At 71.1% G+C, this 22,084-nt stretch carries 21 protein-coding genes; 9 read left to right on the top strand and 12 right to left on the bottom strand.

The window, feature by feature from the left end:
• Positions 1 to 30 precede the first annotated feature (30 nt).
• The 4 genes from nrfD to CWN80_RS05695 all read right to left on the bottom strand — a co-directional run bounded on the left by nrfD (position 31) and on the right by CWN80_RS05695 (position 7,305).
• Positions 31 to 1,176, bottom strand: coding sequence for an NrfD/PsrC family molybdoenzyme membrane anchor subunit (gene nrfD / locus CWN80_RS05715; protein ID WP_007926447.1), 1,146 nt, complete (start codon positions 1,174 to 1,176; stop codon positions 31 to 33).
• Positions 1,173 to 2,312, bottom strand: coding sequence for a 4Fe-4S dicluster domain-containing protein (locus tag CWN80_RS05710; protein WP_007926445.1), 1,140 nt, complete (start codon positions 2,310 to 2,312; stop codon positions 1,173 to 1,175). The genes nrfD and CWN80_RS05710 overlap by 4 nt, the downstream gene beginning before the upstream one ends.
• Positions 2,312 to 5,629: a formate dehydrogenase gene (fdh, locus tag CWN80_RS05705; RefSeq protein ID WP_238148094.1), complete on the bottom strand. Its 3,318-nt coding sequence runs from the start codon at positions 5,627 to 5,629 to the stop codon at positions 2,312 to 2,314. Before fdh ends, CWN80_RS05710 begins: the two co-directional genes overlap by 1 nt.
• A 143-nt stretch (positions 5,630 to 5,772) precedes the next feature.
• Positions 5,773 to 7,305, bottom strand: coding sequence for an SDR family NAD(P)-dependent oxidoreductase (locus CWN80_RS05695; protein ID WP_007926441.1), 1,533 nt, complete (start codon positions 7,303 to 7,305; stop codon positions 5,773 to 5,775).
• A gap of 216 nt (positions 7,306 to 7,521) precedes the next feature.
• Here CWN80_RS05695 and CWN80_RS05690 point away from each other — a divergent pair, with 216 nt between their 5' ends.
• Complete coding sequence (locus CWN80_RS05690) at positions 7,522 to 8,169, top strand: HAD-IA family hydrolase (RefSeq protein WP_007926439.1); 648 nt, start codon at positions 7,522 to 7,524, stop codon at positions 8,167 to 8,169.
• Positions 8,170 to 8,194: 25 nt separating this feature from the next.
• Here CWN80_RS05690 and CWN80_RS05685 read toward each other — a convergent pair whose 3' ends face one another.
• The 3 genes from CWN80_RS05685 to CWN80_RS05675 all read right to left on the bottom strand — a co-directional run bounded on the left by CWN80_RS05685 (position 8,195) and on the right by CWN80_RS05675 (position 9,850).
• Complete coding sequence (locus CWN80_RS05685) at positions 8,195 to 8,719, bottom strand: ferritin (RefSeq protein ID WP_007926436.1); 525 nt, start codon at positions 8,717 to 8,719, stop codon at positions 8,195 to 8,197.
• 53 nt (positions 8,720 to 8,772) lie between these two features.
• Positions 8,773 to 8,955 carry a hypothetical protein gene (locus CWN80_RS05680; protein ID WP_040881024.1) on the bottom strand — a complete coding sequence of 61 codons (183 nt, stop codon included), beginning with the start codon at positions 8,953 to 8,955 and terminating at the stop codon, positions 8,773 to 8,775.
• 106 nt (positions 8,956 to 9,061) lie between these two features.
• A complete protein-coding gene (locus tag CWN80_RS05675) occupies positions 9,062 to 9,850 on the bottom strand; it encodes a PIG-L deacetylase family protein (protein WP_040881023.1) in 789 nt (262 codons plus the stop codon).
• A gap of 205 nt (positions 9,851 to 10,055) precedes the next feature.
• Between CWN80_RS05675 and CWN80_RS05670 the strand changes: the two genes are divergently transcribed.
• The 4 genes from CWN80_RS05670 to CWN80_RS05655 are packed head-to-tail and all read left to right on the top strand — an operon-like array spanning position 10,056 to position 13,819.
• A complete protein-coding gene (locus CWN80_RS05670) occupies positions 10,056 to 11,027 on the top strand; it encodes a siderophore ABC transporter substrate-binding protein (protein ID WP_007926429.1) in 972 nt (323 codons plus the stop codon).
• Entirely contained in the window at positions 11,024 to 12,007 is a 984-nt protein-coding gene (locus tag CWN80_RS05665; protein WP_040881021.1) for an ABC transporter permease, read from the top strand. Before CWN80_RS05670 ends, CWN80_RS05665 begins: the two co-directional genes overlap by 4 nt.
• The gene (locus tag CWN80_RS05660) at positions 12,000 to 13,067 is read left to right on the top strand and encodes an iron chelate uptake ABC transporter family permease subunit (RefSeq protein ID WP_007926425.1); all 1,068 of its coding nucleotides are present in this window, start codon (positions 12,000 to 12,002) and stop codon (positions 13,065 to 13,067) included. Before CWN80_RS05665 ends, CWN80_RS05660 begins: the two co-directional genes overlap by 8 nt.
• Complete coding sequence (locus CWN80_RS05655) at positions 13,064 to 13,819, top strand: iron ABC transporter ATP-binding protein (protein WP_007926423.1); 756 nt, start codon at positions 13,064 to 13,066, stop codon at positions 13,817 to 13,819. Before CWN80_RS05660 ends, CWN80_RS05655 begins: the two co-directional genes overlap by 4 nt.
• A gap of 54 nt (positions 13,820 to 13,873) precedes the next feature.
• On the opposite strand, the gene CWN80_RS15945 is transcribed toward CWN80_RS05655, so the two are convergent.
• A complete protein-coding gene (locus tag CWN80_RS15945) occupies positions 13,874 to 15,037 on the bottom strand; it encodes a sterol desaturase family protein (protein WP_007926421.1) in 1,164 nt (387 codons plus the stop codon).
• A gap of 89 nt (positions 15,038 to 15,126) precedes the next feature.
• Here CWN80_RS15945 and CWN80_RS05645 point away from each other — a divergent pair, with 89 nt between their 5' ends.
• On the top strand, positions 15,127 to 15,726 hold the full coding sequence (locus CWN80_RS05645; RefSeq protein WP_007926419.1) for a TetR/AcrR family transcriptional regulator: 600 nt from the start codon (positions 15,127 to 15,129) through the stop codon (positions 15,724 to 15,726).
• Here the strand turns inward: CWN80_RS05645 and CWN80_RS05640 are convergent.
• Positions 15,710 to 17,053: a spinster family MFS transporter gene (locus CWN80_RS05640; protein WP_128277002.1), complete on the bottom strand. Its 1,344-nt coding sequence runs from the start codon at positions 17,051 to 17,053 to the stop codon at positions 15,710 to 15,712. The two genes, CWN80_RS05645 and CWN80_RS05640, sit on opposite strands and share 17 nt — an antisense overlap.
• Before the next feature lie 76 nt (positions 17,054 to 17,129).
• On the opposite strand from CWN80_RS05640, the gene CWN80_RS05635 reads away from it, so the two are divergent.
• Complete coding sequence (locus tag CWN80_RS05635; protein WP_202948417.1) at positions 17,130 to 17,705, top strand: LOG family protein; 576 nt, start codon at positions 17,130 to 17,132, stop codon at positions 17,703 to 17,705.
• A 9-nt stretch (positions 17,706 to 17,714) separates the two neighbouring features.
• Here CWN80_RS05635 and CWN80_RS05630 read toward each other — a convergent pair whose 3' ends face one another.
• The gene (locus CWN80_RS05630) at positions 17,715 to 17,924 is read right to left on the bottom strand and encodes a hypothetical protein (RefSeq protein ID WP_040881005.1); all 210 of its coding nucleotides are present in this window, start codon (positions 17,922 to 17,924) and stop codon (positions 17,715 to 17,717) included.
• Positions 17,925 to 18,021: 97 nt separating this feature from the next.
• On the opposite strand from CWN80_RS05630, the gene fumC reads away from it, so the two are divergent.
• The gene (fumC, locus tag CWN80_RS05625; RefSeq protein WP_007926414.1) at positions 18,022 to 19,422 is read left to right on the top strand and encodes a class II fumarate hydratase; all 1,401 of its coding nucleotides are present in this window, start codon (positions 18,022 to 18,024) and stop codon (positions 19,420 to 19,422) included.
• Between the two features lie 117 nt (positions 19,423 to 19,539).
• Here fumC and CWN80_RS05620 read toward each other — a convergent pair whose 3' ends face one another.
• A complete protein-coding gene (locus CWN80_RS05620) occupies positions 19,540 to 19,956 on the bottom strand; it encodes a tetratricopeptide repeat protein (RefSeq protein WP_007926413.1) in 417 nt (138 codons plus the stop codon).
• A 38-nt stretch (positions 19,957 to 19,994) separates the two neighbouring features.
• Positions 19,995 to 20,549, bottom strand: a complete 555-nt coding sequence (locus tag CWN80_RS05615; protein ID WP_007926411.1) for a nucleosidase — start codon at positions 20,547 to 20,549, stop codon at positions 19,995 to 19,997.
• A gap of 32 nt (positions 20,550 to 20,581) precedes the next feature.
• Here CWN80_RS05615 and CWN80_RS05610 point away from each other — a divergent pair, with 32 nt between their 5' ends.
• Positions 20,582 to 22,084 carry an amidohydrolase gene (locus CWN80_RS05610; protein ID WP_007926410.1) on the top strand — a complete coding sequence of 501 codons (1,503 nt, stop codon included), beginning with the start codon at positions 20,582 to 20,584 and terminating at the stop codon, positions 22,082 to 22,084.

The following is a 22,084-nucleotide window of genomic DNA, read 5'->3' as shown; positions in this document are numbered from 1 at the left end:
GATCGGGTGCCACCGGAGGGTGACGCCGTGCTACCGGACGGTGACGCTGCTGTCGTGGACGATGCCCTCCCTGCGACGACGCTCGAGGCGGTCGCGCTGCACCCGGACGGTGTAGCGCGGGTCCTTGGCCGACTCGATGCCTGCCTCGACGATGCCCATGCGGGTCAGTGCCGACGCCGTGGCGAGGGCGGCGCCGGAGGCGATGGCGACGAGCCGACTGCGTCCGGCGAGCAGGGTGCCGAGACCGCCACCGATGGCGAGGGCGCGGGCCAGGCGCAGGCGACCGCCTGCAGTGCCGGTGCGCACGGGCTCGTCGATGCCCAGGTCGGTGAGGTGCTCCTCGAGGCGGTGCATGGCGAGCAGCTCGGTGCCGACACCGAGCAGCGCCAGTCGTCGCACCGGTCCGGCGAGGGCCGTGGGCGTGAGCACCATCTGCACGCCGCCGGCGGCCAGCGCGGCCGACCCGACGAAGACGAAGGGGAGCTGCCGCCGGCTCTCGTGCCACACCGGGTGCGCGGTGTCGGCGAGCAGCACCGCCGTGTAGGCCGCGAGCGGGGCGCCGAAGGCGGCCTGGCCGATGGTCGAGGGCGTGCCGAGGGCATCGGTGACCCGGGTGAGCGCGGGTACCGGACCACGGGAGGGCAGCAGGCGCAGCACCTCGGCGCCCGTGGTCACCCCGGCGAAGCCCGCGTAGGCGGACAGGATCCACGTGCCGACGGACATCGGTGAGGTGAGCTTGACCGTGCGCATCATGTTGAGGAAGCGCTCGGGCCGGCCGAGGTCGGCGACGAGAGCGATGCCGCTGAGGCCTACGGCAGCCATCGCCGTCAGGCGCGAGTTGCGTTGCAGCACGGAGTTGCCCGTGGCCGCAGCGCCCGCCTGGACGATGCCGGAGACACCGGCGATGCCGCCGACGAAGAGATAGGCGGAGATCTTGTGGTCCCACGGCACCGGCTTGACGATCGGCTGGCCGTAGTAGCTGCTGAACTCCGCGTCCGGCACCGCCGGCGCCTCGCGTCGGCCCCCGCCCTCGCGGGTGAGCCAGCTGCGGGCGGCGCCGGCCCTCCTCGGTCCCTGAGGTGCGACGGAGGAGCCTCGAAGGGACGCGCGGTCGCGCCGGCGCCGCCGACCACCCTCCTCGGGCGGTCGGTAGCTGTCGAAGGGAGAGGTCGTCACGATCGGCTCCCGAGGAAGGAGACGGCGACGGCGCCGAGCAGGCCGACCCCGGCGAGGCCGGCGGCGCGGAACATCTCGGGCAGGCGCTTGGTCGGGGCCTCGGGGTCCGGCGGCAGCCCGTACACCTCGGGCTCGTCGAGCAGGAGGAAGACCGAGCCGGTGCCGCCGACCCCGTCGTGCTCGTTGGCCCCGTAGAGGCGCGCCTCGGTGAAGCCCTGCTCGTGCAGCTGCGCCACGCGCGCCTTCGCCGTGGCGACCATGTCGTCGTGGGTGCCGAACTTGATCGACGTCGTCGGGCAGGTCTGCGCGCACGCGGGTGTCTGGTCGTGGGAGAGACGGTCGTAGCAGAGCGTGCACTTCTGCGCGACGCCCACGTTGGGCACGTGGTCGTCGGCCCGGACCGAGACACTCGCGTCGTTGCGTCGCTCGATGACGCCGAAGGGGCAGGCGCCGACGCAGTAGCCGCAGCCGTTGCAGATGTCGGCCTGGACGACGACCGTGCCGTGCTCGCTGCGGAAGAGCGCACCCGTCGGGCACACATCGAGGCAGCCGGCGTGGGTGCAGTGCTTGCACACGTCGGAGGACATCAACCAGCGAAACTCCGGCACCGCTCCGACCATCGGCACGCCGTCCGCGGTCAGGCCGAGGTCCTCTCCCGGTCCCTGAGGAGGCGCGCCAGCGCCGTCTCGAAGGGCGGCGAGCATGTCGGTCAGTGCGGGCCCGTGCCCCTCGATCGGCGCAGGCAGGGTGCCGTAGCCGGCCGGCGCCGCACCTCCGGTCCCTGAGGTCCGAGCTTGCTCTGCACGCGAGGAGTCTCGAAGGGACGGCATGCCCAGGTCCACGAGCCGCTGCCCGGACTCGCGGGCGGCCTCGATCCGCTCGCGGGTCTGCTCGACGAAGGCGACGTGTCGCCACGTGCTCGCACCGAGGTCGCCGGTGTTGTCGTAGGAGTTGCCGGTGATGGCCAGCCCGTCGAGCGGGATGCCGTTCCACTCCTTGCACGCGACCTCGCAGGCCTTGCAGCCGATGCAGATCGAGGTGTCGGTGAAGAATCCCTTGCGCTCGGGCGCCTCCTGCCACCCGGCGTCACGGGCCGGGTCGGTGGCCCCGGCGAGCTGGCGGGCGAGGTAGCCCATCACGGTCTCCCTTCGTCGTGGGGCTCGTCGCGGTGGGTGTTGCCCGTCTCGACGGTGGTGCCCGAGCGGGACTGGTACTCGGCGACGAAGCGCAGCAGCTCCTCCCCACGCGGCCGACGGCCGGGGATGATGTCGCACAAACCCACCTTCGACTCCTGGATCTGGACGTTGGGGTCGAGCGCGATGCCGAGCAGGTCGTTGGCCCCGTCGCCCTCGACGACGGCATCGCGGCCGACGCCCCAGTGGTAGGGCAGACCGATCTGGTGGATCGTGCGGCCCTTGATCGTCAGCGGGGTCATCCGCTCGGTGACGAGCACGCGTGCCTCGATGGCGCTGCGGGCCGAGATGAGTGTCGCCCACTCTCCGTTGACGAGGCCCTGCTGCTCGGCGAGCTCGGGCGAGACCTCGCAGAACATCTCGGGCTGCAGCTCCGACAGGTAGGGCAGCCACCGGCTCATGCCGCCGGCCGTGTGGTGCTCGGTCAGGCGATAGGTCGTGAAGACGAAGGGGTAGACGTCCGACCCCGGCTCGTCCCCGGAGGGACTCCACAGGTTGTCCTTGCGCGGGTAGACCAGCCGGGCCGGGTTGCGCTGCTGCCCGTAGAGCGGGTTGGCGACCGGTGACTCCTGCGCCTCGTAGTGCGAAGGGAGCGGACCGTCGACCATGCCCTTGGGCGCGAAGAGCCAGCCCTTGCCGTCCGCCTGCATGATGAAGGGGTCGTCGCCGGCGATGGCCGCCGGCCCGCCGACGTCAGGGTCGGGCCGGAAGGACGGGTCGCGGTCGACGGGGAAGTCGGGGACGTCCTTGCCCGTCCACTTCTGCTCCGTCTCGTCCCACCAGATGTACTTCTTGCGCTCGCTCCACGGCCGCCCCTGGGGGTCGGCGGAGGCGCGGTTGTAGAGGATGCGCCGGTTCATCGGCCAGGCCCAGCCCCACTGCGCGGCGGTTTCGTCCTGCTCCGGCCCGGGCACGCGGTTGGCCGACTTGTTGACCCCGCCGGCGTAGACGCCGGTGTAGATCCAGCAGCCGCCCGAGGTCGAGCCGTCGGCCTTCATGTCGGCGAACTTGTCGAGCAGCTGCCCGGCCCGCTCGCCGGAGACGTGGTAGCCGTTGATCTCGCGCAGGACCGCCTCGGCGTCGGTCTCGCCGTGCTCGTCCTTGGGGTAGTCCCACGTGAGGTCGAGCAGCGGGCGGTCACGCTCGTCGGTCGAGTCGGCGAGGCGCTCGCGGATGCGCACGCCGAGCTCGTGGAAGAACTCGAGCTCGCTCTGCGCGTCGTTCGGCGGCTGCACGGCCTGGTGGTGCCACTGGAGCATCCGCTGGGTCTGGGTGAAGGTGCCCGACTTTTCCACGTGGTTGGCCGCGGGGAAGAAGAAGACCTCGGTGTCGATGTCCTCGGTCTTGAGCTCGCCGCTGGCGATCTCGGGGGAGTCCTTCCAGAAGGTCGCCGACTCGATGAGCTGGAAGTCGCGGACGACGACCCACTTGAGGTGCGTCATCGCCAGCCGCTGCATCTTGCCGTGGGCGGAGCCGACCGCGGGATTTTGCCCGAGCACGAAGTAGCCCTCGACCTCGTCCTCGAGCATCGACATCACCGTCTGGTAGGTGCCGTGGGCGCCGGTCAGGCGCGGCAGGTAGTCGAAGCAGAAGTCGTTGTCGGGGGTCGCCGCGTCACCGAACCACGCCTTGAGCAGGCTCGCGGTGTAGGCCGGCGCCTCGGTCCAGAAGCCCTTCTGCAGCGGCGAGGAGATGCTCGCCAGGTACTGCTCGAGGCTGTCGTGCGTGCCGACCACCGGCATCGGCAGGTAGCCGGGCAGGAGGTTGAAGAGGGTCGGGATGTCAGTCGAGCCCTGGATGCTCGCGTGCCCGCGCAGCGCCATGATGCCGCTGCCCGGTCGGCCGACATTGCCCATGAGCAGCTGGAGGATCGCGGCGGTGCGGATGAACTGCGCGCCGAGGCTGTGCTGGGTCCAGCCGAGGGCATAGGCGAAGCAGGTCGTGCGCTCGCGACCTGAGTTGCTCGTCAGCGCATCGGCGATCTCACGGAACTGCCACTGCGGGATGCCGCACACCTCCTCGACCATCTCGGGCGTGTAGCGCGCGTAGTGCCGCTTGAGCACCTGGAAGACCGAGCGGGGGTGCTGCAGAGTCTCGTCGCGCTCGACCTTCGCGTGCTCGAGCGCGGGCCCGGCCGCGCCGTGCTGGTCGCCCGCGGCGCGGGCGCTCTTGTGCGCTCCGTGCTCGTGACCACCGCTCGGGCCGCCGACCTCGTCGTCACTCGCCCCTTCGCCGTCCTCGCGTTCGGCGTAGGCCCACGAGCTCATGTCGTAGGTGCCGGTCCGCTCGTCGTAGCCGGAGAAGACGCCGTCGAGGTCCTCGGTGTCGACGAAGTCCTCGCCGACGAGCGTCGCGGCATTGGTGTAGGCCACGACGTAGTCACGGAAGAAGAGGTCGTTGTCGACGACGTGCTTGATGAGCGCGCCGAGCAGCACGACGTCGGTGCCCGCCCGGATCGCGACGTGCGTGTCAGCGATCGCGGAGGTGCGGGTGAAGCGCGGGTCGATGTGGATGATCCGCGCACCGCGGGCTTTGGCCTCGGAGACCCACTGGAAGCCCACCGGGTGGCACTCGGCCATGTTGGAGCCCTGGATGATGATGCAGTCCGCGTTGGCCATGTCCTGAAGGGACTGGGTGGCGCCGCCGCGCCCGAAGGAGGCTCCCAGACTGGGAACCGTGGCGGAGTGTCAAATACGCGCCTGGTTCTCGATCTGGATCGCGCCGGCCGCCGTGAAGAGCTTCTTGATGAGGTAGTTCTCCTCGTTGTCGAGGGTGGCTCCCCCGAGCGAGGCGATGCCCATCGTGCGCCGAAGGGGGCGGCCGTGCTCGTCGTGGTCCTGCCACTTCGCGCGGCGCGAGGCGAGGAAGCGGTCGGCGACCATGTCGATGGCCTCGTCGAGCTCGATCCGCTCGAAGTCCGTGGCCCCCGGCGCGCGGTAGAGCACGTGCGTCTGCCGGGTCGGCGAGTTGACCAGCTGCTCGCTCGCAGCGCCCTTGGGGCACAGGCGCCCCCGGCTCACCGGCGAGTCCGGGTCACCCTCGATCTGGACGACCTGCTCGTCCTTGACGAAGACGCGCTGGCCGCAGCCGACGGCGCAGTAGGGGCAGACGCTCTGCACGACGCGGTCTGCCGTCGAGGTGCGCGGCTCGGTCTCGCGCGTGCGGCGCGAGGTGACCGCGTTGCCGCGCCCGAGGAAGTCGCCCGAGGCCAGCTGCCGCAGCACGGGCCAGCCGAGGAAGGTCGAGTCCTTCGGTGCCATCGCTGCTTCTCCCTTCGTGAGACGACGTGCTCTGGATCACCGTAGCCCCTTCCGGTCCCTGAGGAGTGAGGCCGCCTGTGCCTGCCGACCTCCGGTCCCTGAGGAGGTCGCCCCGCGACCGTCTCGAAGGGACGCCAGCCCGCCTACCAGGCGTAGGGCTCGAAGTTCTTGAGGAAGACGCCGTAGAGGTCCTCGCCGCGCTCGCCACGGACGATCGGGTCGTAGACGCGGGCGGCGCCGTCGACGAGGTCGAGGGGCGCGTGCCAGCCCTGGGCGGCGATCTCGAGCTTTTCGTGGTGCGGTCGCTCGTCGGTGATCCAGCCGGTGTCGACCGCCGTCATGAGGATCTTGTCGGTGTCGTACATCTCGCCGGCGGAGGTGCGGGTCAGCATGTTGAGCGCCGCCTTGGCCATGTTGGTGTGTGGGTGGCCGGCGCCCTTGTACCGGCGGGAAAACTGCCCCTCCATCGCCGAGACGTTGACGACGTAGGCCCGGGCGGCGTCGCCGACGACCTGGCGGCGGCGCTCGACTGCCGCCCGCATGGCCGGGCGCAGCCGCGAGACGAGGAGGAAGGGGGCCACCGAGTTGCACATCTGCACCTCGAGCAGCTCGAGGGGGTGGACCTCGTCGACGGTCTGCTTCCACGAGTTGGTCGTGACGACGTCGGGGAGCAGCCCGCCGGCGTCGACGGCAGTGCCCGCGAGGTGGGCCTCGAGGGAGGCGTTGCCGGCGGACAGGGCCAGCCGGGTCAGGTCGGCGGCGCTGCGCCCGGTGAGCTCCTCGTGCGGCACGGGATGCTCGCCGAGCGTCCCGACGAGCGCGGCGGGGTGGGCATCGCTCACCCGGTCGAAGGAGATCGTCGCCGATGTCGGCCCGGCGATCTCGAGGGGCTGCGACTCGCCGTCGACGAGCTGGCTGTAGGCGCCGGGGGAGCGGCGCACCGTCTGGCAGGCGTTGTTGATGAGGATGTCGAGCGGCCCGCGGGCGGCGATCTCGTCGGTGAGCGCGACGACCTGGGTCGGGTCGCGCAGGTCGATGCCGACGATCGTCAGCCGGTCGATCCACTCCGGCGAGTCCGCGAGCTCGGCGAAGCGCCGGGCCGCGTCGCGCGGAAATCGGGTCGTGATCGTCAGGTCGGCCCCGTCACGCAGCAGCCGCAGCGCGATGTACATGCCGATCTTGGCCCGCCCACCGGTGAGCAGCGCACGGCGACCGCGCAGGTCGGTGCCCTGGTCGCGGCGGGTGTGGCTCATCGCGGCGCAGTCCGGGCAGAGCCAGTGGTAGAAGGCGTCGACGAGCGTGTAGTCGGCGTGGCAGATGTAGCAGCCGCGCGGGATCTGCAGCTCCCCGACGAAGCGGCTCTCGCTCGTCGCGGCGAGCGGGATCCCCTTCGTCTCGTCGTCGATGCGCAGCGGTGAGCCGGTCGCGGTCTTGTCGAGCACGGCCTGGTCGTGCGCCATCTTGGGGCCGCGCTCGGCCTGCCGGGCCTCCCGCCGCCGGGCCTTCTTCACCCGGTTGTACATCGTGCCGGCGGCCCGCTTGACCTTGGCGATGTCCTCGTGGCCCGGGGGCAGCTCGTGCAGCATCCCCAGGACACGAAGGGTGGTGGCCAGGTCCTCGGGGTCGACGCCGGCCACGTCGGGCGTGGTCGAGGCGTCGTCAGGGGTGGTGCTCACGGGGTTCGAGGATACGGCCCACACCCACCCCGACCCGCCACCTGCGCATTTCCCTAGGCAAATGCGATCCCCCCGCCGTTTCCCTAGGCAAATGCGCACCCCCTGCGCATTTGCCTAGGGAAATGCGCAGGCCATGTGGCGGGCGCAGCCCCTTGCCCCTCCCCGCCGGGAGCGGAGCGGCTCCCTTCGTCCGGACGGGACACCTAGGGTCGAGCCATGAGCCTCGCCGACCGCACCTTCGCCGCCGTCATCTTCGACAACGACGGCACCCTCGTCGACTCGACCGGCTCGGTCGAGCGCTCGTGGGTACGGTGGGCGGTCGAGCACGGGGTCAACCCCTACACGCTCGTCGGCCACCACGGCATGCCGGCGGCGGCGATCATCGCCTCGGTCGCGCCCCACCTCGACGCGGCCGCGGCACTGCGCCGGATCGAGCAGCTCGAGGTCGACGACGTCGAGGGAGTCATCGCGCTGCCCGGTGTGCACGACGCGCTGGAGGCGCTGGCGCACGCGCCTGTCGCCGTGGCGACCTCGGCGACCCGTGACCTTGCCACGGTCCGGCTCGCGGCCGCCCGCATCGCCATCGACGAGGTCGTCACCTTCGACGACGTCGAGCGGGGCAAGCCGCACCCCGACCCCTTCCTCCTCGCGGCGCAGCGTCTCGGGGTCGACCCGGCCGACTGCCTCGTGTGCGAGGACGCGCCGAGTGGCATCACCGCGGCCCGGGCGGCCGGCTGCGCCGTGCTCGCCGTGACGACGACGAGCGAGGCCGGCGCCCTCTCGGACGCCGACCTCGTGGTGAGCTCGCTCGTCGACGTGACCTTCGCGGTCGTGGACGGTCGGGTGCGGGTCAGCCCGCGCTGACCCCCTTCGCGCTGGCTCCCGTCGATCAGGCGCCGGCCTGCGGCGGGGCGGTGGCGTCCGCGCCGCCGGTCCCCAGGTCCCGCTCGACGTAGGTCTCGATGTCGTTGAGGTCGTCGGCGCTGCGCTGGGCCACGGTCAGCAGGTCCTGCATCGTCGAGACCTCTTCGACCTGCTCCTTGATGAACCACTGCATGAACTGCTCGGCGGCGAAGTCGTTGTCGTCCCGCGCGACCCGGGTCAGCTCGTTGATCTGCTGGGTGACCCTCTTTTCCTGGGCGACGGCGAGCTCGATGGGCGTGACCACGCCGTCGAAGTCGCTGGTCGGGGCCGGGGTTGCGGGGATGCGCACCGGCTGGTCGGTGTCGAGCAGGTACTGGACCATCATCATCGCGTGGCCGCGCTCCTCGGCGGCCTGACGGTAGAAGAAGCCCGCCAGCTGCGGCAGCGTCATGCTCTCGTAGTGGGCGGCGATCGCGAGGTACTGGTGGTGGGCAGCGAACTCCTCGCCGATCTGGGCGGTCAGCTGGGCGGCGAACTTCGACGTGGTCATGGGGCCTCACGCTAGACCCGTGTCTGGAACCGTTCCAGCAAGGACAGGCGACCCTACGCGGCCTTGCGGAGCCGCTCCTTGGCCTTGGCCGTGACGAGCTTGCGCTTGTGGACGGCATAGCCGTCAGGGAGGCGCCCCTCCTTGAGCAGGCGGATCGGGCAGGAGCTGCAGCGCTTCTTGCTGACGCAGCACTTCTCCTTGACCTTGACCTTGCCGATCTTCACCTTCTTGCCCATGGCTGCACGGTAGGCCATGGGGGTAAGGCACGCCTACCCTGCGTTTGCTCCTCGGGAACCGGTGCCGAGGAGGGGTCCTGGTTCCCGCGTGGTCCCCGCGGTCCGGTCAGGCGAAGGGGAGCGCGCTGCCCATCCCTTCGGGTCGCGCCGGCTCGGCGTAGTGCTCGACGCCGAAGGCCGCGGCGAAGATCTCGCGCGGCATCTGCAGCATCTGCTGCACGTCACTCTGCGAGGCATGGCAGGCCAGGGCCGCGCGCTTGACGTCGATGACCTCGGTGACGTCGACGGCGTGGTGGATCTCGCTCTGCGGCAGGCCCATCGGGTTGCCGTCGTCCATCGGATCGTCGGGCGAGAAGCCCGGGTCGATGCCCATCGCCTTGGCCGCCTCGATCTGCTCGCGCATCCGGTCGCGGTTCATCGTGTTTTCGAGCACGCGGGGGCGGCGGGCGGCCAGCTCGGCCGCGCGGTGGGCGACGTGGTGCACCTTGACGTGGTCGGGGTGGCCGTAGCCGCCGTGCCAGTCGTAGCCGACGAGGATGTCGGCGTCCTCCTCGTCGAGGACCGCGGCCAGCCGGGCGGCGGCCTCGTCGAGGTCGGCGCCGTGGAAGGACCCGTCCCAGGCGTTGTGCTCCCAGCCGGTCATGCCGGAGTCGACGTAGCCCAGCCAGACGACGCGGGCGGTGCCCGTGACGGCGGCCGAGGCCTCGGCCTCCTGCCGACGGTGGTCGGCGAGGCTCCTCCCTTCGCCCAGGTCGTCGGGGACGGTGCCGTGCTCGCCACCGGTGGCGTAGACGACGACCACGCGGCCGCCGGCGCGCGCGGTGAGAGCCATGGATCCGGAGGTCCCGCTGGCCTCGTCGTCGGGGTGGGCGTGGAAGAAGACGGTGGTCGTCACGAGGCCATCGTGCACCGCTGCGCCGACACCTCGCTGGCCGCGGCGGACGAAGGGGGACACGCTCACCCTGACCCGGGGCGGGGCGGGAGCGTTCCGCACAGCGGAACCCGCGTGACAGGTTCGGGGTTGCTGAGGCTATCCTTACAAACTCCGCGGCGAGGTGGCCCACCCGACGCGGCCACCCCCCTTCGCAAAGGACCTCATCGTGCTCAGCCGCACTCGTTCGCTGGCCCTCGTCAGCGGTCTCGCCCTCGCCCTGTCCGCCTGCGGATCGTCCGACTCCGACTCCGCATCCGGCCCGACCATCGCGGTCGAGGACAACAACGGCACGCAGCAGGTGCCGCAGGAGCCGACCTCGGTCGTCGCGACCGACAACCGGACCTTCGAGACCCTCGCCGACTGGGACGTCGAGCTCTCCGCCGCCGCGGTGAGCCTCATGCCCGAGACGATCTCCTACACGAAGGACAAGGACCTCGTCGACCTCGGCACCCATCGCGAACCCGACCTCGAGGCCATCGTCGCCGCGAAGCCCGACCTCGTCATCAACGGCCAGCGCTTCACCCAGCACGAGGCCAAGCTCAAGGAGCTCGCGCCGGACGCAGCCTTCCTCAACCTCGACCCGCGCGAGGGCGAGCCGCTCGACACCGAGCTCAAGCGGCAGACCGAGGTGCTCGGCGAGGTCTTCGGCAAGCAGGACGAGGCCAAGACCCTCGGCGAGGACCTCGACGCGCAGGTCGCGCGGGTCAAGGAGGCCTACGAGCCGGGCGACACCGTCATGGCGATCAACACCTCCGGCGGAGAGCTCGGCTACATCGCGCCGACCGTCGGCCAGACCTTCGGCCCGGTCTTCGACCTCTTCGACCTCGAGCCCGCCCTCGAGGTCGAGGGTGCGAGCGACGACCACCAGGGCGACGAGGTGTCCGTCGAGGCGATCGCCAAGGCCGACCCCGACTGGATCCTCGTCCTCGACCGGGACGCCGCCATCGCCGCCGACGAGGAGGGCTACACGCCTGCCAAGCAGCTCATCGAGGACTCCGAGGCGCTCCAGGACGTCACCGCGGTCAAGGAGGGACAGGTCGTCTTCGCCCCGGCCGACACCTACACCAACGAGGGCATCCAGACCTTCACCGAGTTCTTCGAGGACTTCGCCGACGCGCTGGAGGGGAAGAAGAGCTGACGACCACGACGGCGGAGCGCGTCGCCTCCAAGGGGCGCCTCCTCGACGCGAAGCTCGTCCTCGGCATCCTCGCCGTGGGCGGGCTCCTCGTCGTGTCGCTGCTCACCGGGGTGTACGACATCTTCGACGGCGACCGGGGCGGCGAGATGTTCGCCATCACCCGCATCCCGCGGACCGTCGCCCTCGTCCTCGCCGGCGCCGCGATGGCGATGTCGGGCCTGGTCATGCAGCTGCTGACCCAGAACCGCTTCGTCGAGCCGACGACGACCGGCACGACCGAGTGGGCCGGCCTGGGCCTGCTCACCGTGATGATCCTCTTCCCCGGGGCCAGCCTCCTCGAGCGGATGATCGGGGCGATCATCGCAGCCTTCATCGGCACGATGGTCTTCTTCCTCTTCCTGCGAAGGGTGACCCTCCGGTCCTCGCTCATCGTCCCGATCGTGGGGATCATGCTCGGCGCCGTCGTCGGGTCAGTCTCGACCTTCATCGCGCTGCAGACCGACATGCTGCAGAACCTCGGGATCTGGTTCGCCGGCAGCTTCACCTCGGTCCTGCGCGGCCAGTACGAGGTGCTGTGGATCGTCGCCCTCGTCGCGATCGCGATCTTCGTCGTCGCGGACCGCTTCACCGTCGCCGGCCTCGGCGAGGAGATCTCGACGAATGTCGGGCTCAACTACAACCAGGTCGTCCTCATCGGCACGGTCCTCGTCGCCGTCGCGACCGGGGTCGTCACGGTCGTCGTCGGCAACCTGCCCTTCCTCGGGCTCATCGTCCCCAACATCATCTCGATGTGGCGCGGCGACGACCTGCGCAGCAACCTGCCGTGGGTCTGCCTGCTAGGCATCGCCATCGTCACCGTCTGCGACCTCGTCGGGCGCACGATCATCGCCCCCTTCGAGGTGCCCGTATCGCTCATCCTCGGCGTCGTCGGCGCGGTCGTCTTCATCGTCCTCCTCCTGCGGCAGCGTCGTCGTGGCTGAGGCACCCGCGCAGCCGCGCACCACCCCGCCGCTCACCGCACCCGTGGCGACCGGCGGAGCACGCGAGTCCGGCCCCCTTCCCACCGCCCGCTCCCGCCGGCGCTACCGGGTCGTGCTCGTCGGCCTGCTCGTGCTGGCCGTCGGCCTGGGCTTCGCCCACCTCGCGGTGGACAACCCGATGCCGGTCGGCAGCGAGGGGTTCTGGCTCGTTGCGCAGATGCGGGGCAGCTCGCTCGTCGCGATGGCGGTGGTCGCGGTCTGCCAGGCGATGGCGACGGTGAGCTTCCAGACGGTGACCAACAACCGGATCATCACGCCGTCGATCATGGGCTTCGAGTCGCTCTTCGTCGCCGTGCAGACCGCGGCCGTGTACTTCCTCGGCGTGTCCGGGCTCGGCATGCTCACCGGGCTGCCGCAGTTCGTCCTGCAGATCGCGCTCATGGTCGGGCTCTCGCTGGCGCTCTACGGGTGGCTGCTGTCGGGGCGCTATGCCAACGTGCAGATCATGCTGCTCATCGGCATCGTCATCGGCGGTGGGCTCGCGTCGGTCTCCTCCTTCATGCGGCGGATGCTCACGCCGAGCGAGTTCGACGTGCTCACCGCACGGATGTTCGGCTCCATGACCAACGCCGACCCGATGTACTTCCCCATCGCGATCCCGCTGTGCCTGGCCGCGGCGGGACTGCTGTGGTGGCGGGCCCGCCGGCTCGACGTCGTCGCCCTCGGCCGAGACGCGGCGACCAACCTCGGGCTGGACCACCGGCGCGAGCTCATGGTGACGCTCTTCCTCGTCTCGGTGCTGATGGCCGTCTCGACCGCGCTCGTCGGGCCGATGACCTTCCTCGGGTTCCTCGTCGCGACCCTCGCCTACCAGTTCGCCGACACCCACGACCACCGGCGGATCTTCCCGGTCGCGGTGCTCACCGGCTTCGTCGTGCTCTGCGGCGCCTACGTCGTCATGAAGCACGTCTTCTACGCCCAAGGCGTCGTCTCGATCATCATCGAGCTCGTCGGCGGGTCGGTCTTCCTCCTCGTCATCCTCAAGAAGGGGCGCCTGTGATCACCCTGACCGATGTGCGCAAGACCTATGGCAGCGAGGTGACGATCGGTCCGGTCGACCTCGAGATCCCGGCGGGCGGGGTGACCGCGCTCGTCGGGCCCAACGGCGCGGGCAAGTCGACGCTGCTGACGATGGTCGGCCGGCTGCTCGACATCGACGAGGGCGTCATCGAGATCGCCGGCTACGACGTCGCGAGTACGAAGTCCAAGGACCTGGCCAAGATCGTCTCGATCCTGCGCCAGGAAAACCACTTCATCACCCGGCTCACCGTGCGCCAGCTCGTCGGCTTCGGCCGCTTCCCCCACTCGCAGGGGCGGCTGACCGTGCAGGACGAGGAGGTCATCTCCCGCTCGATCGACTTCCTCGACCTCACCGCGCTCGAGGGGCGCTACCTCGACCAGCTCTCCGGAGGGCAGCGGCAGCGGGCGTACGTCGCGATGGTGCTCGCCCAGGACACCGACTACGTGCTGCTCGACGAGCCGCTCAACAACCTCGACATGCAGCACTCGGTGCACATGATGCGGCACCTGCGCCGGGCGGCCACCGAGCTCGGCCGCACGATCATCGTCGTGCTCCACGACATCAACTTCGCCGGCCACTACGCCGACCGGATCTGCGCAGTCAAGGACGGGCGGGTCGTCGAGTTCGGCCCGCCGGAGCAGATCATGACCGACGAGGTGCTCACCCGCGTCTTCGACACCGCGGTCCAGGTGGTCGACGGGCCGCGCGGCCCGCTCGCCGTGTACTACTGAGTTGCGGTTCGGTGGGGCTCCACGAGCGCCCGCCCCGTCGACCGACCTGCCGGCTCAGCCCGCGACGGGCGTGGCGACCGGCTCGTTGGCCGGTGGCGCGAGCTGCTCGCGCCGCTCGTAGGCCCAGCCCGGGCCGCGCAAGAGGAAGCCGAAGCGGTCCGACCAGGTCGGCGCCGTCGAGATGTCCTTGGCCATGTCGCGCCACTCGTGCGTGGCGATCGTCCCGAGGTTGAAGGTGTCGATGTTGCGGGTCAGGCCGTAGCGCACCCGCTCGACCTCCGGCTCGAAGGTGCCGAAGAGCTTGTCCCACAGGATGAGGATCGAACCGTGGTTGATGTCGAGGTACTGGCGCTGGCTGCCGTGGTGGGCGCGGTGGTGGCTCGGGGTGTTGAGCACCTTCTCGAGCCAGCCGATCGAGCGGACGGCCTCGGTGTGGATCCAGAACTGGTAGATGAGGTTGATCGCCCGCGCGTCCTCGATGTAGCGCGGCGGGATCCCCATGAGGGCGAGCAGCCCGTAGGGCACGACCATCGTGAATCCCTCGGCGACCGGCTGCCGCAGCGCGGTCGAGAGGTTGTACCGCTCGCTGCTGTGGTGGACGACGTGCACGGCCCACATCCAGCGTGACTCGTGGGCGAGGCGGTGGTTCCAGTAGTAGACGAAGTCCCAGGCCGCGATCCCGAGCAGGTAGCTGGCGGCGCCGGTCCGCATGCCGAAGGGGGAGAGTCTCGTCAGCCGAGTGGCGGAGGTCTGGGCGGCCCAGATCGTCGCGGCGGCGACGGCCGAGGAGGCGACGGCGGCGACCGCGGATCCGCTGGTCATCAGGCCGAGGGCGTCGACGCGGGAGCGGACGGTGACCGGCTCTGGTGCGTCGGAGGGCAGTGTGCCGGCCTCGGGCAGCTCGCCCCCCTGGCGGCGACGGCTGCGCAGGACGTCACCGATCGTCGTCGTGACCCCGGCGGCCGCGGCGACGGCGAGGAGGGCAGTGCCCCCCTTCGACTGGCCGGGAGTGAGGCGGCGCAGGAGCGGAGCGGTGGCGAGGGGGACGACGAGGCTGCCGATGCCCATGCTCAGGCTGGCGATCGTGTCGTTGAGCTCGTAGTCGCCCGGGCGGTCCTCACCGTCGGCGGCGGGGTGCTGGCGCTGCCACCAGAACTCGAAACCCATGGCCCCGATGTACGCGGGGATGGCGAGGACGGTCAGGTCGGGGCGTGCCATGGGGGCTCCTTTGCCGTGGGCGAACGTAACTGACCATAGGGTCAGTTAGCGCGCCTGACAAGATGTGCCCGATCACAGGAGGAGGCCCCGTGAGCACGATCGGGACGAAGGGCGTCGCCCGCGCCGAGCGCAGGCGGCAGCTCGTGCACGAGGCGGTCGAGGAGCTCGGCAGCCAGGGCTACGCGCGCGCCTCGATGGCCGACGTCGCCGCACGCGCCGGGGTCTCCAAGGCGATGGTGCACAACGTCTTCGGCTCCAAGGCCGACCTCGCGCTGGCCTGCCTCGAGGAGGTCGGGCCGCGCCTCGTCGCCACGATCGCGCAGGCCCAGACGGCGACCGACCCCGGGGAGCGCGCCGTCGACACCTTCACCGCGATCTTCTCGGCGATGGCCGAGCACCGGTACGCCTGGGCCCTCGTCAAGGACGAGACCCTGCCCGCGGGGTCGGGGGCGGCCGAGCTCGCCGAGGGCTACCGCGAGCAGCTGCACCTCATGGGGGCCGCCGGCACCCGCGACGTCCTCGAGGCGGCAGGCCTGACCGACCCGCTCGACCACGACCTGCTCGACCGCATCTGGGAGTCGATCGTCGAGGCCGCGGTCGCGTGGTGGCAGGAGCACGACGACCACACCGCAGAGCAAATGGCGCAGCGGCTCACCCGCCTGCTGGCCGCGGTCACGCTGCGGGGGTGACAGGGCCCGGTCCCTGAGGAGGCGAGGGACGAGCCGTCTCGAAGGGCGTCATCGCCTCGCGGTCGTGGGGCAGCGCCCGGCTGGCCCGCCACGCACCGAGCACGGCGATCGCCAGGCCGATCGGGATCACCGTGAGCAGTGCGCGGTGCAGGCCGACGGCATCGGCGGCCAGGCCGTCGACCGGTGTGGCGAGGCCGTCCGAGAGGGCGCCGACGAGGATCGGCCCGATCGTCGCGCCGACGAGGTTGAAGGAGGCGAAGTAGACCGCGATCGCGGTGGCCCGCAGCTGGGGTGGGGTGACGTCGGCGATCGCGGGTGATGCTGCCGCGGAGAGGAACTGGGTGCCCGTCCACCCGACGGCGAAGAGCGCGACGAAGGCCGCGGCGCTCCCGGGGCCGAGCAGCAGGGCGGCGAGCGTCAGGGGGATTGCGGCGGCGAAGCCGGCTGCGGCGACGACGAGTCGACCCGCGGGGTGTCGGTCGGAGGCCCGGTCGGCCAGGCGCCCGCCGAGCAGCAGCCCGACGATGCCCGCGAGCCCGAGGATCGCGCCGGCGCCGATGGACGCCGACCCGATCGACAGGCCGAAGTAGCGCTGGAGCAGCGGCACGACGAAGGTCGCGACGCCGTACGTCGGGATCTGCAGCCCGATGCCGGCGACCATGAGCCAGGTGATCGTGCGGATACGCAGCACCGCGCGATAGGGGTGCCGCTCCTGCTCCTGCGCGCGCAGCTCGACGGTGTCGGTGGCTCCGCGGGCCGGTTCCTTGACGAAGAGGACGGCGATCGCGAGGAGCAGGCCGGGTACCGCCGCGATGACGAAGGGAGCCCGCCACGTCCCCGTGGCCTCGACGAGCACGCCGACGGTGAGGAAGGCGAGGAGCAGGCCCACGGGGATCCCGAGTGAGACGATGCTGATGGCGCGGCTTCGGCGCTTCGGCGCGTAGACGTCGCAGATCAGCGCATTGGACGCCGGGCCGTAGCTCGCCTCGCCGATGCCGACACCCAGGCGGAAGAGGAAGAGGAAGAGGAAGCCCTGCACGAGCCCGCTCGCCCCGGTGAAGAGGCTCCACACGACGAGTCCGGCCGCCATGACGTAGCGACGCGGGACCCGGTCGGCGAGCCGACCGAGGAGCACGCCGGCGATGGCGTAGACGACGGTGAAGGACCCGCCGAGCACGCCGACCATCGTGTCGGTGAGGCCGAACTCCTCCTTGAGCGGTTCGACGATGACGGCCGGGATCGTCCGGTCGTAGAAGTTGACGACGTTGGCCAGGGTCAGGCTCGCGAGGAGGTACCCGCGCTGCCCGCGCGTCAGTGGCTGCCACATGCCCCCAGTCTGTCGTCTGCCCCGGTCCCTGAGGAGCTTGCTCTGCAAGCGTCTCGAAGGGCTCTATCGTCGACCCGTGATCACGCGCCTCACCGTCTTCTGCGGCTCGACCCCCGGCACCGACCCTCGCTGGGTGGACTTCGCGCACGACGTCGGGGCCGAGCTGGCCCGCCGGGAGATCGGCCTGGTCTACGGCGCGGGCGGCGGTGGCCTCATGGGCGCCGTGGCCCAGGGTGCGCTCGACGCAGGGGGCGAGGTCATCGGCGTGATCCCCTCCTTCATGATCGAGCGGGAGTGGGGCCGCGACGACCTCACCGAGGTGCACGTCGTCGAGACGATGCACGAGCGCAAGGCCCTCATGGCTGACCTGACGAGCGCCTTCCTCGCGCTGCCGGGCGGCATGGGCACGCTCGAGGAGGTCTTCGAGGTGTGGACCTGGCGGCAGATCGGCCTGCTCGACAAGCCGGTCGGCTTCCTCGACGCCGACGGCTTCTGGACCCCGCTGCTCGAGTCCCTCCGCGGCATCTCGCAGGCCGGCTTCATGTCGCAGGCGAGCCTCGACGACGTCGTCGTCGCGCCCGACCTCGATGCCGCGCTCGCCGGCCTCGAGGCCCGCGGCTCTGGCACCCGGCTGCTGCGGGCGGTGACCTGACCCCCTTCGTCAGGCGGCGTCGGGACGGGTGCCGATGAGGCGAAGGGAGGCGCCCGCGCACTCCGGGCACGGGTGGACCAGGGGCGCGTCGACCTCCGGCCACAGGATGCGGAAGGTCTCGTGCACGCCGCACCGGTAGGCGACGATCCGCGGCCCCTCGGCGGGGCGGGCGAGCTCGGGCGCGGTGAGGCGACGGACGGGGCGGGTGTGGCGCTGCATGCGAGTGATGGTGCGCTGCAAGGGTTTCGCCACTGCTGCCCGGATGTTTCCGGGGTATTGCACGGGGCGTCGCTCGCTGCCGAGTAGCGTTGACCTCATGACTCAGATGCGCGCGGAGAAGGACAGCATGGGCACCATCGAGGTGGCCGCGGACAAGTACTGGGGGGCGCAGACGCAGCGCTCGCTCGGCAACTTCGACATCGGTCGTGACACCTTCGTCTGGGGCCGCTCGATGATCCGCGCCCTCGGCATCCTCAAGAAGTCCGCCGCCCTGGCCAACGCCGAGCTCGGCGAGCTGCCGCAGGACGTCGCCGACCTCGTGGCGCAGGCGGCCGACGAGGTCATCTCGGGCGACCTCGACGACCACTTCCCGCTCGTCGTCTTCCAGACCGGCTCGGGCACGCAGTCCAACATGAACTCCAACGAGGTCATCTCCAACCGCGGCATCGAGATCGCCGGCGGCGAGATGGGCTCGAAGACCCCGGTCCACCCCAACGACCACGTCAACCGCGGCCAGTCGAGCAACGACACCTTCCCCACGGCGATGCACATCGCGATCGTCCTCGACCTCAATGAGCGCCTCTACCCCTCCGTCACGCAGCTGCGCGAGACCCTGGCCGCCAAGGCCAAGGAGTTCGCCGACATCGTCATGGTCGGCCGGACCCACCTGCAGGACGCCACCCCGGTGACCCTTGGCCAGGTCATCGACGGCTGGGTCGCCCAGATCGACTTCGCCCTGGACGCGGTCAAGCACGCCGACGAGCGCGCCCGCGAGCTCGCCATCGGTGGCACCGCGGTCGGCACGGGCCTGAACGCCCACCCCGATTTCGGCAAGCTCTGCGCGGCCAAGATCAGCGGCGAGGCCGGCTATGACTTCGTCCAGGCCCCCAACCTCTTCGCCAGCCTGTCGGCCCACGACGCGCTCGTCGAGGTGAGCGGCTCCCTTCGCACCCTCGCCGGCGCCCTGATGAAGATCGCCAACGACGTGCGCTGGTACGCCTCTGGCCCGCGCAACGGCATCGGCGAGCTCGCGATCCCGGAAAACGAGCCGGGCTCCTCGATCATGCCGGGCAAGGTCAACCCCACCCAGGCCGAGGCGATGACGATGGTCGCCACCCGGGTCTTCGGCAACGACGCGACGGTCGGCTTCGCCGGCAGCCAGGGCAACTTCCAGCTCAACGTCTACAAGCCGGTCATGGCGCACGCGGTCATCGAGTCGATCCGCCTGATCTCCGACGCCTGTGTCTCCTTCGACACCAACTGCGCCGTCGGCATCGAGCCGGTCCGGGAGAAGATCGACGAGAACCTCTCGCGCAACCTCATGCTCGTCACCGCACTCAACCGCCACATCGGCTACGACAAGGCCGCGGCGATCGCCAAGAAGGCGCACAAGGAGGGCACGAGCCTGCGCGAGGCCGCCGTCGCCTCCGGTGACATCTCCGGCGAAGACTTCGACGCCTGGGTGGTCCCGGCCGACATGACGCACCCCAGCGCCTGAGCGGCGACGCCCCACCCGCCCGCGGATTCTCGGGTGACCCGAGAAACCCCGCCTTCGCAGGAGTATCAAACTCTTGCGAAGGCGGGGTTTCTCTTGCTCAGCTGCGGGGCGGGCCGGTCAGAGCCCCTCGTCGCTGACCTCGGCGCTCGGGCCGCCGCCGGTGCCGTACCCACCGAGCAGCTCCGCCAGGCGAAGGGGGCCGCGCGCCTCGTCCTTGTGCCCGGCCCGCTCGAGGGACCGGCCGAGGAGCAGGTGGGCGTAGGCGTCGTCGGGGCAGGCCGCGATGACCTCGCGGGCGGCGGCAGCCGCCCGCTCCAGCTGGGCGGAGTGGAAGTAGGCGCGGGCCAGGATCAGGTGCATCTCGGCGGTGCCGTGCCCCACCGGGTCGTCCGCACCTTCGGCTCGGGCCGCTGCGAGGTCGGTGAAGAAGTCCTCGAGGTCGCGGGCGGCATCGGTGTACCGGCCGTCGTCGAAGGCGTGCTTCGCGCGCTCGTAGCGCTCGAAGCCGTACAGCTCGCGCGTCGTCGTGGTCATGTCGTCCTCAACCCCGAGCGGTCGATAACCATTCCCAGTCAGTGCCTGGCGGCGAAGGGGCCCAGCCAGTCCCCGAGCAGGCGGGCGCAGCCGTCGACCGCCGCGGACCAGTCGTGCGCGGTCTCGTCGGCGTTGTCGCTCACGACCTTCACGAGGTGCACGGGCACGCCGAGCTCGGTGCACGCGAGGGCGATGGCGTAGCCCTCCATGTCGACGAGGTGGGCGCGCTGGGCGAGCGCGGACCGCACGACCGGGTCGGTGACGAAGAGATCTCCGCTCGCCAGCACCGTCGCGTGGCCGCCGGGCAGCTCGACGACCTCGCGGGGGTCGAGACCGAGCTGGCGGATCGGCTCGGCCGACAGGTCGTGGTTGATGGCCGTCCCGATCTCGTGCAGGCCGGTGACGTCGTCGCGCAGGGCGCCGGCCGTGCCGATGTTGACGACGACGAGCTCGTCGCGCCGCGGGTGCTCGCAGATCGCCCGCGTCACCTGCACCGCGGCGAGCGACTTGCCGACCCCCGTGACGAGGACCTCCAGCCCGTCGGGGACGTGGGCGGCCTCGGCCTCGATGGCGGCGACGACGAGCAGGTGCATGGCGTCACCGTATCCGTCGTATCGTGCCCAGCATGGCCCCCTTCGCCCCGCACGCGCTGATCCGTGGCGCCCGCCTGCGACCCGGCGCTGCACCGGTGGACCTGCGGCTGCGCGAAGGGGGGATCGCCGAGATCGGCGAGCACCTCACGACCGCGGGGGCAGAGGTCCACGACGCCGGCGGGGCGCTCGCGGTCCCGGGCCTGTGGGACGCGCACGTGCACTTCGGCCAGTGGGCGGCGATGAGCCGGCGGGTCGACGTCGCCGACACCGCGAGCCCCGAGGAGGTCACGGCCAGGGTCGCGCGTCACCTCGACGTGGAGCGGCCGGCGCCCGGGACCGTCGTGCAGGGTTTCGGCTGGCGGGTGGCCGGCTGGGACCGGCTGCCGAGCACCGCCGAGCTCGACGCCGTCGCCGGCGACCGGCCGGTCGTCCTCATCAGCGGCGACTGCCACGCGGGCTGGCTGAGCAGCGCCGCCTTCCGCGCGCTGGGCCTGCCGGTGCACGAGGGCCACCTCGACGAGGACGAGTGGTTCCCCATCTACCAGCGGCTGGCCGACCTGCCGGAGGACCCGGCCGTCGTGCGCGGCAGCCTCGAGTCCGCGATGCGGGCTGCTGCGGCGAAGGGGGTCGTCGGCGTTGCCGACATGGAGTTCGAGGCGGGGCGCCTCGAGTGGCCGCAGCGCACCGCCGCAGGCCTCGACCTGCTGCGCGTCCGGCCAGCGACCTACCCCGAGGGGCTCGACGACACGATCGCCGCCGGGGTGCGCACCGGCGACGTGCTGGACGAGACCGGCCTGGTGACCATGGGCCCGCTCAAGGTCATCACCGACGGCTCGCTCAACACGCGCACAGCCTGGTGCTGCGAGCCCTTCGTCACCGACGACGACCTCGGCGACCCTCACGGCAAGAGCACTGTCGGTCCCGAGGAGCTCACCGGGCTGCTGCGGCGCGCCCACGCGCACGGCCTCGACGGCGCGGTCCACGCGATCGGCGACCAGGCGCTGCTCGACGCCCTCGACGCCTACGCCGCGAGCGGCGCACGCGGCACGATCGAGCACGCACAGCTGGTGCGGATGGAGGCGCTGCAGCGCTTCGCCGACCTGGGGCTGGTCGCGAGCGTCCAACCCGCGCACCTGCTCGACGACCGGGACTCGACCGAAGCCCTGTGGCCCGACCGGCTGGAGCGGTGCTTCGCCCTGCGGTCGATGACGCAGGCGGGGATCCCCCTTCGACTGGGGTCGGATGCGCCGGTCTCCCCGCTCGACCCGTGGCTCGCGATGTCGGCGGCGGTCCACCGCAGTGCCGACGAGCGCGAGCCGTGGGCGCCGGAGCAGGCGATCACGCCCCGCGAGGCGCTGCTCGCCTCGACCGACGGGGTCACCCAGCTCGCCGTCGGGGCCCCGGCCGACGTCGTGCTCCTCGCCGAGGATCCGTGCCCCTCAGGTCTGTCCGGCACCGCCGAGCAGGCCGCGCACCTTCGAGCGACACGGGTGCTCGCGACATTCGTCGGCGGGCGCCTGACCCACTCCGCCTGA

Origin of the sequence: Janibacter hoylei PVAS-1 (assembly GCF_004025845.1) — a bacterium.
GTDB lineage: Bacteria > Actinomycetota > Actinomycetes > Actinomycetales > Dermatophilaceae > Janibacter > Janibacter hoylei.
This window is presented reverse-complemented; position numbering and strand designations above follow the sequence as displayed.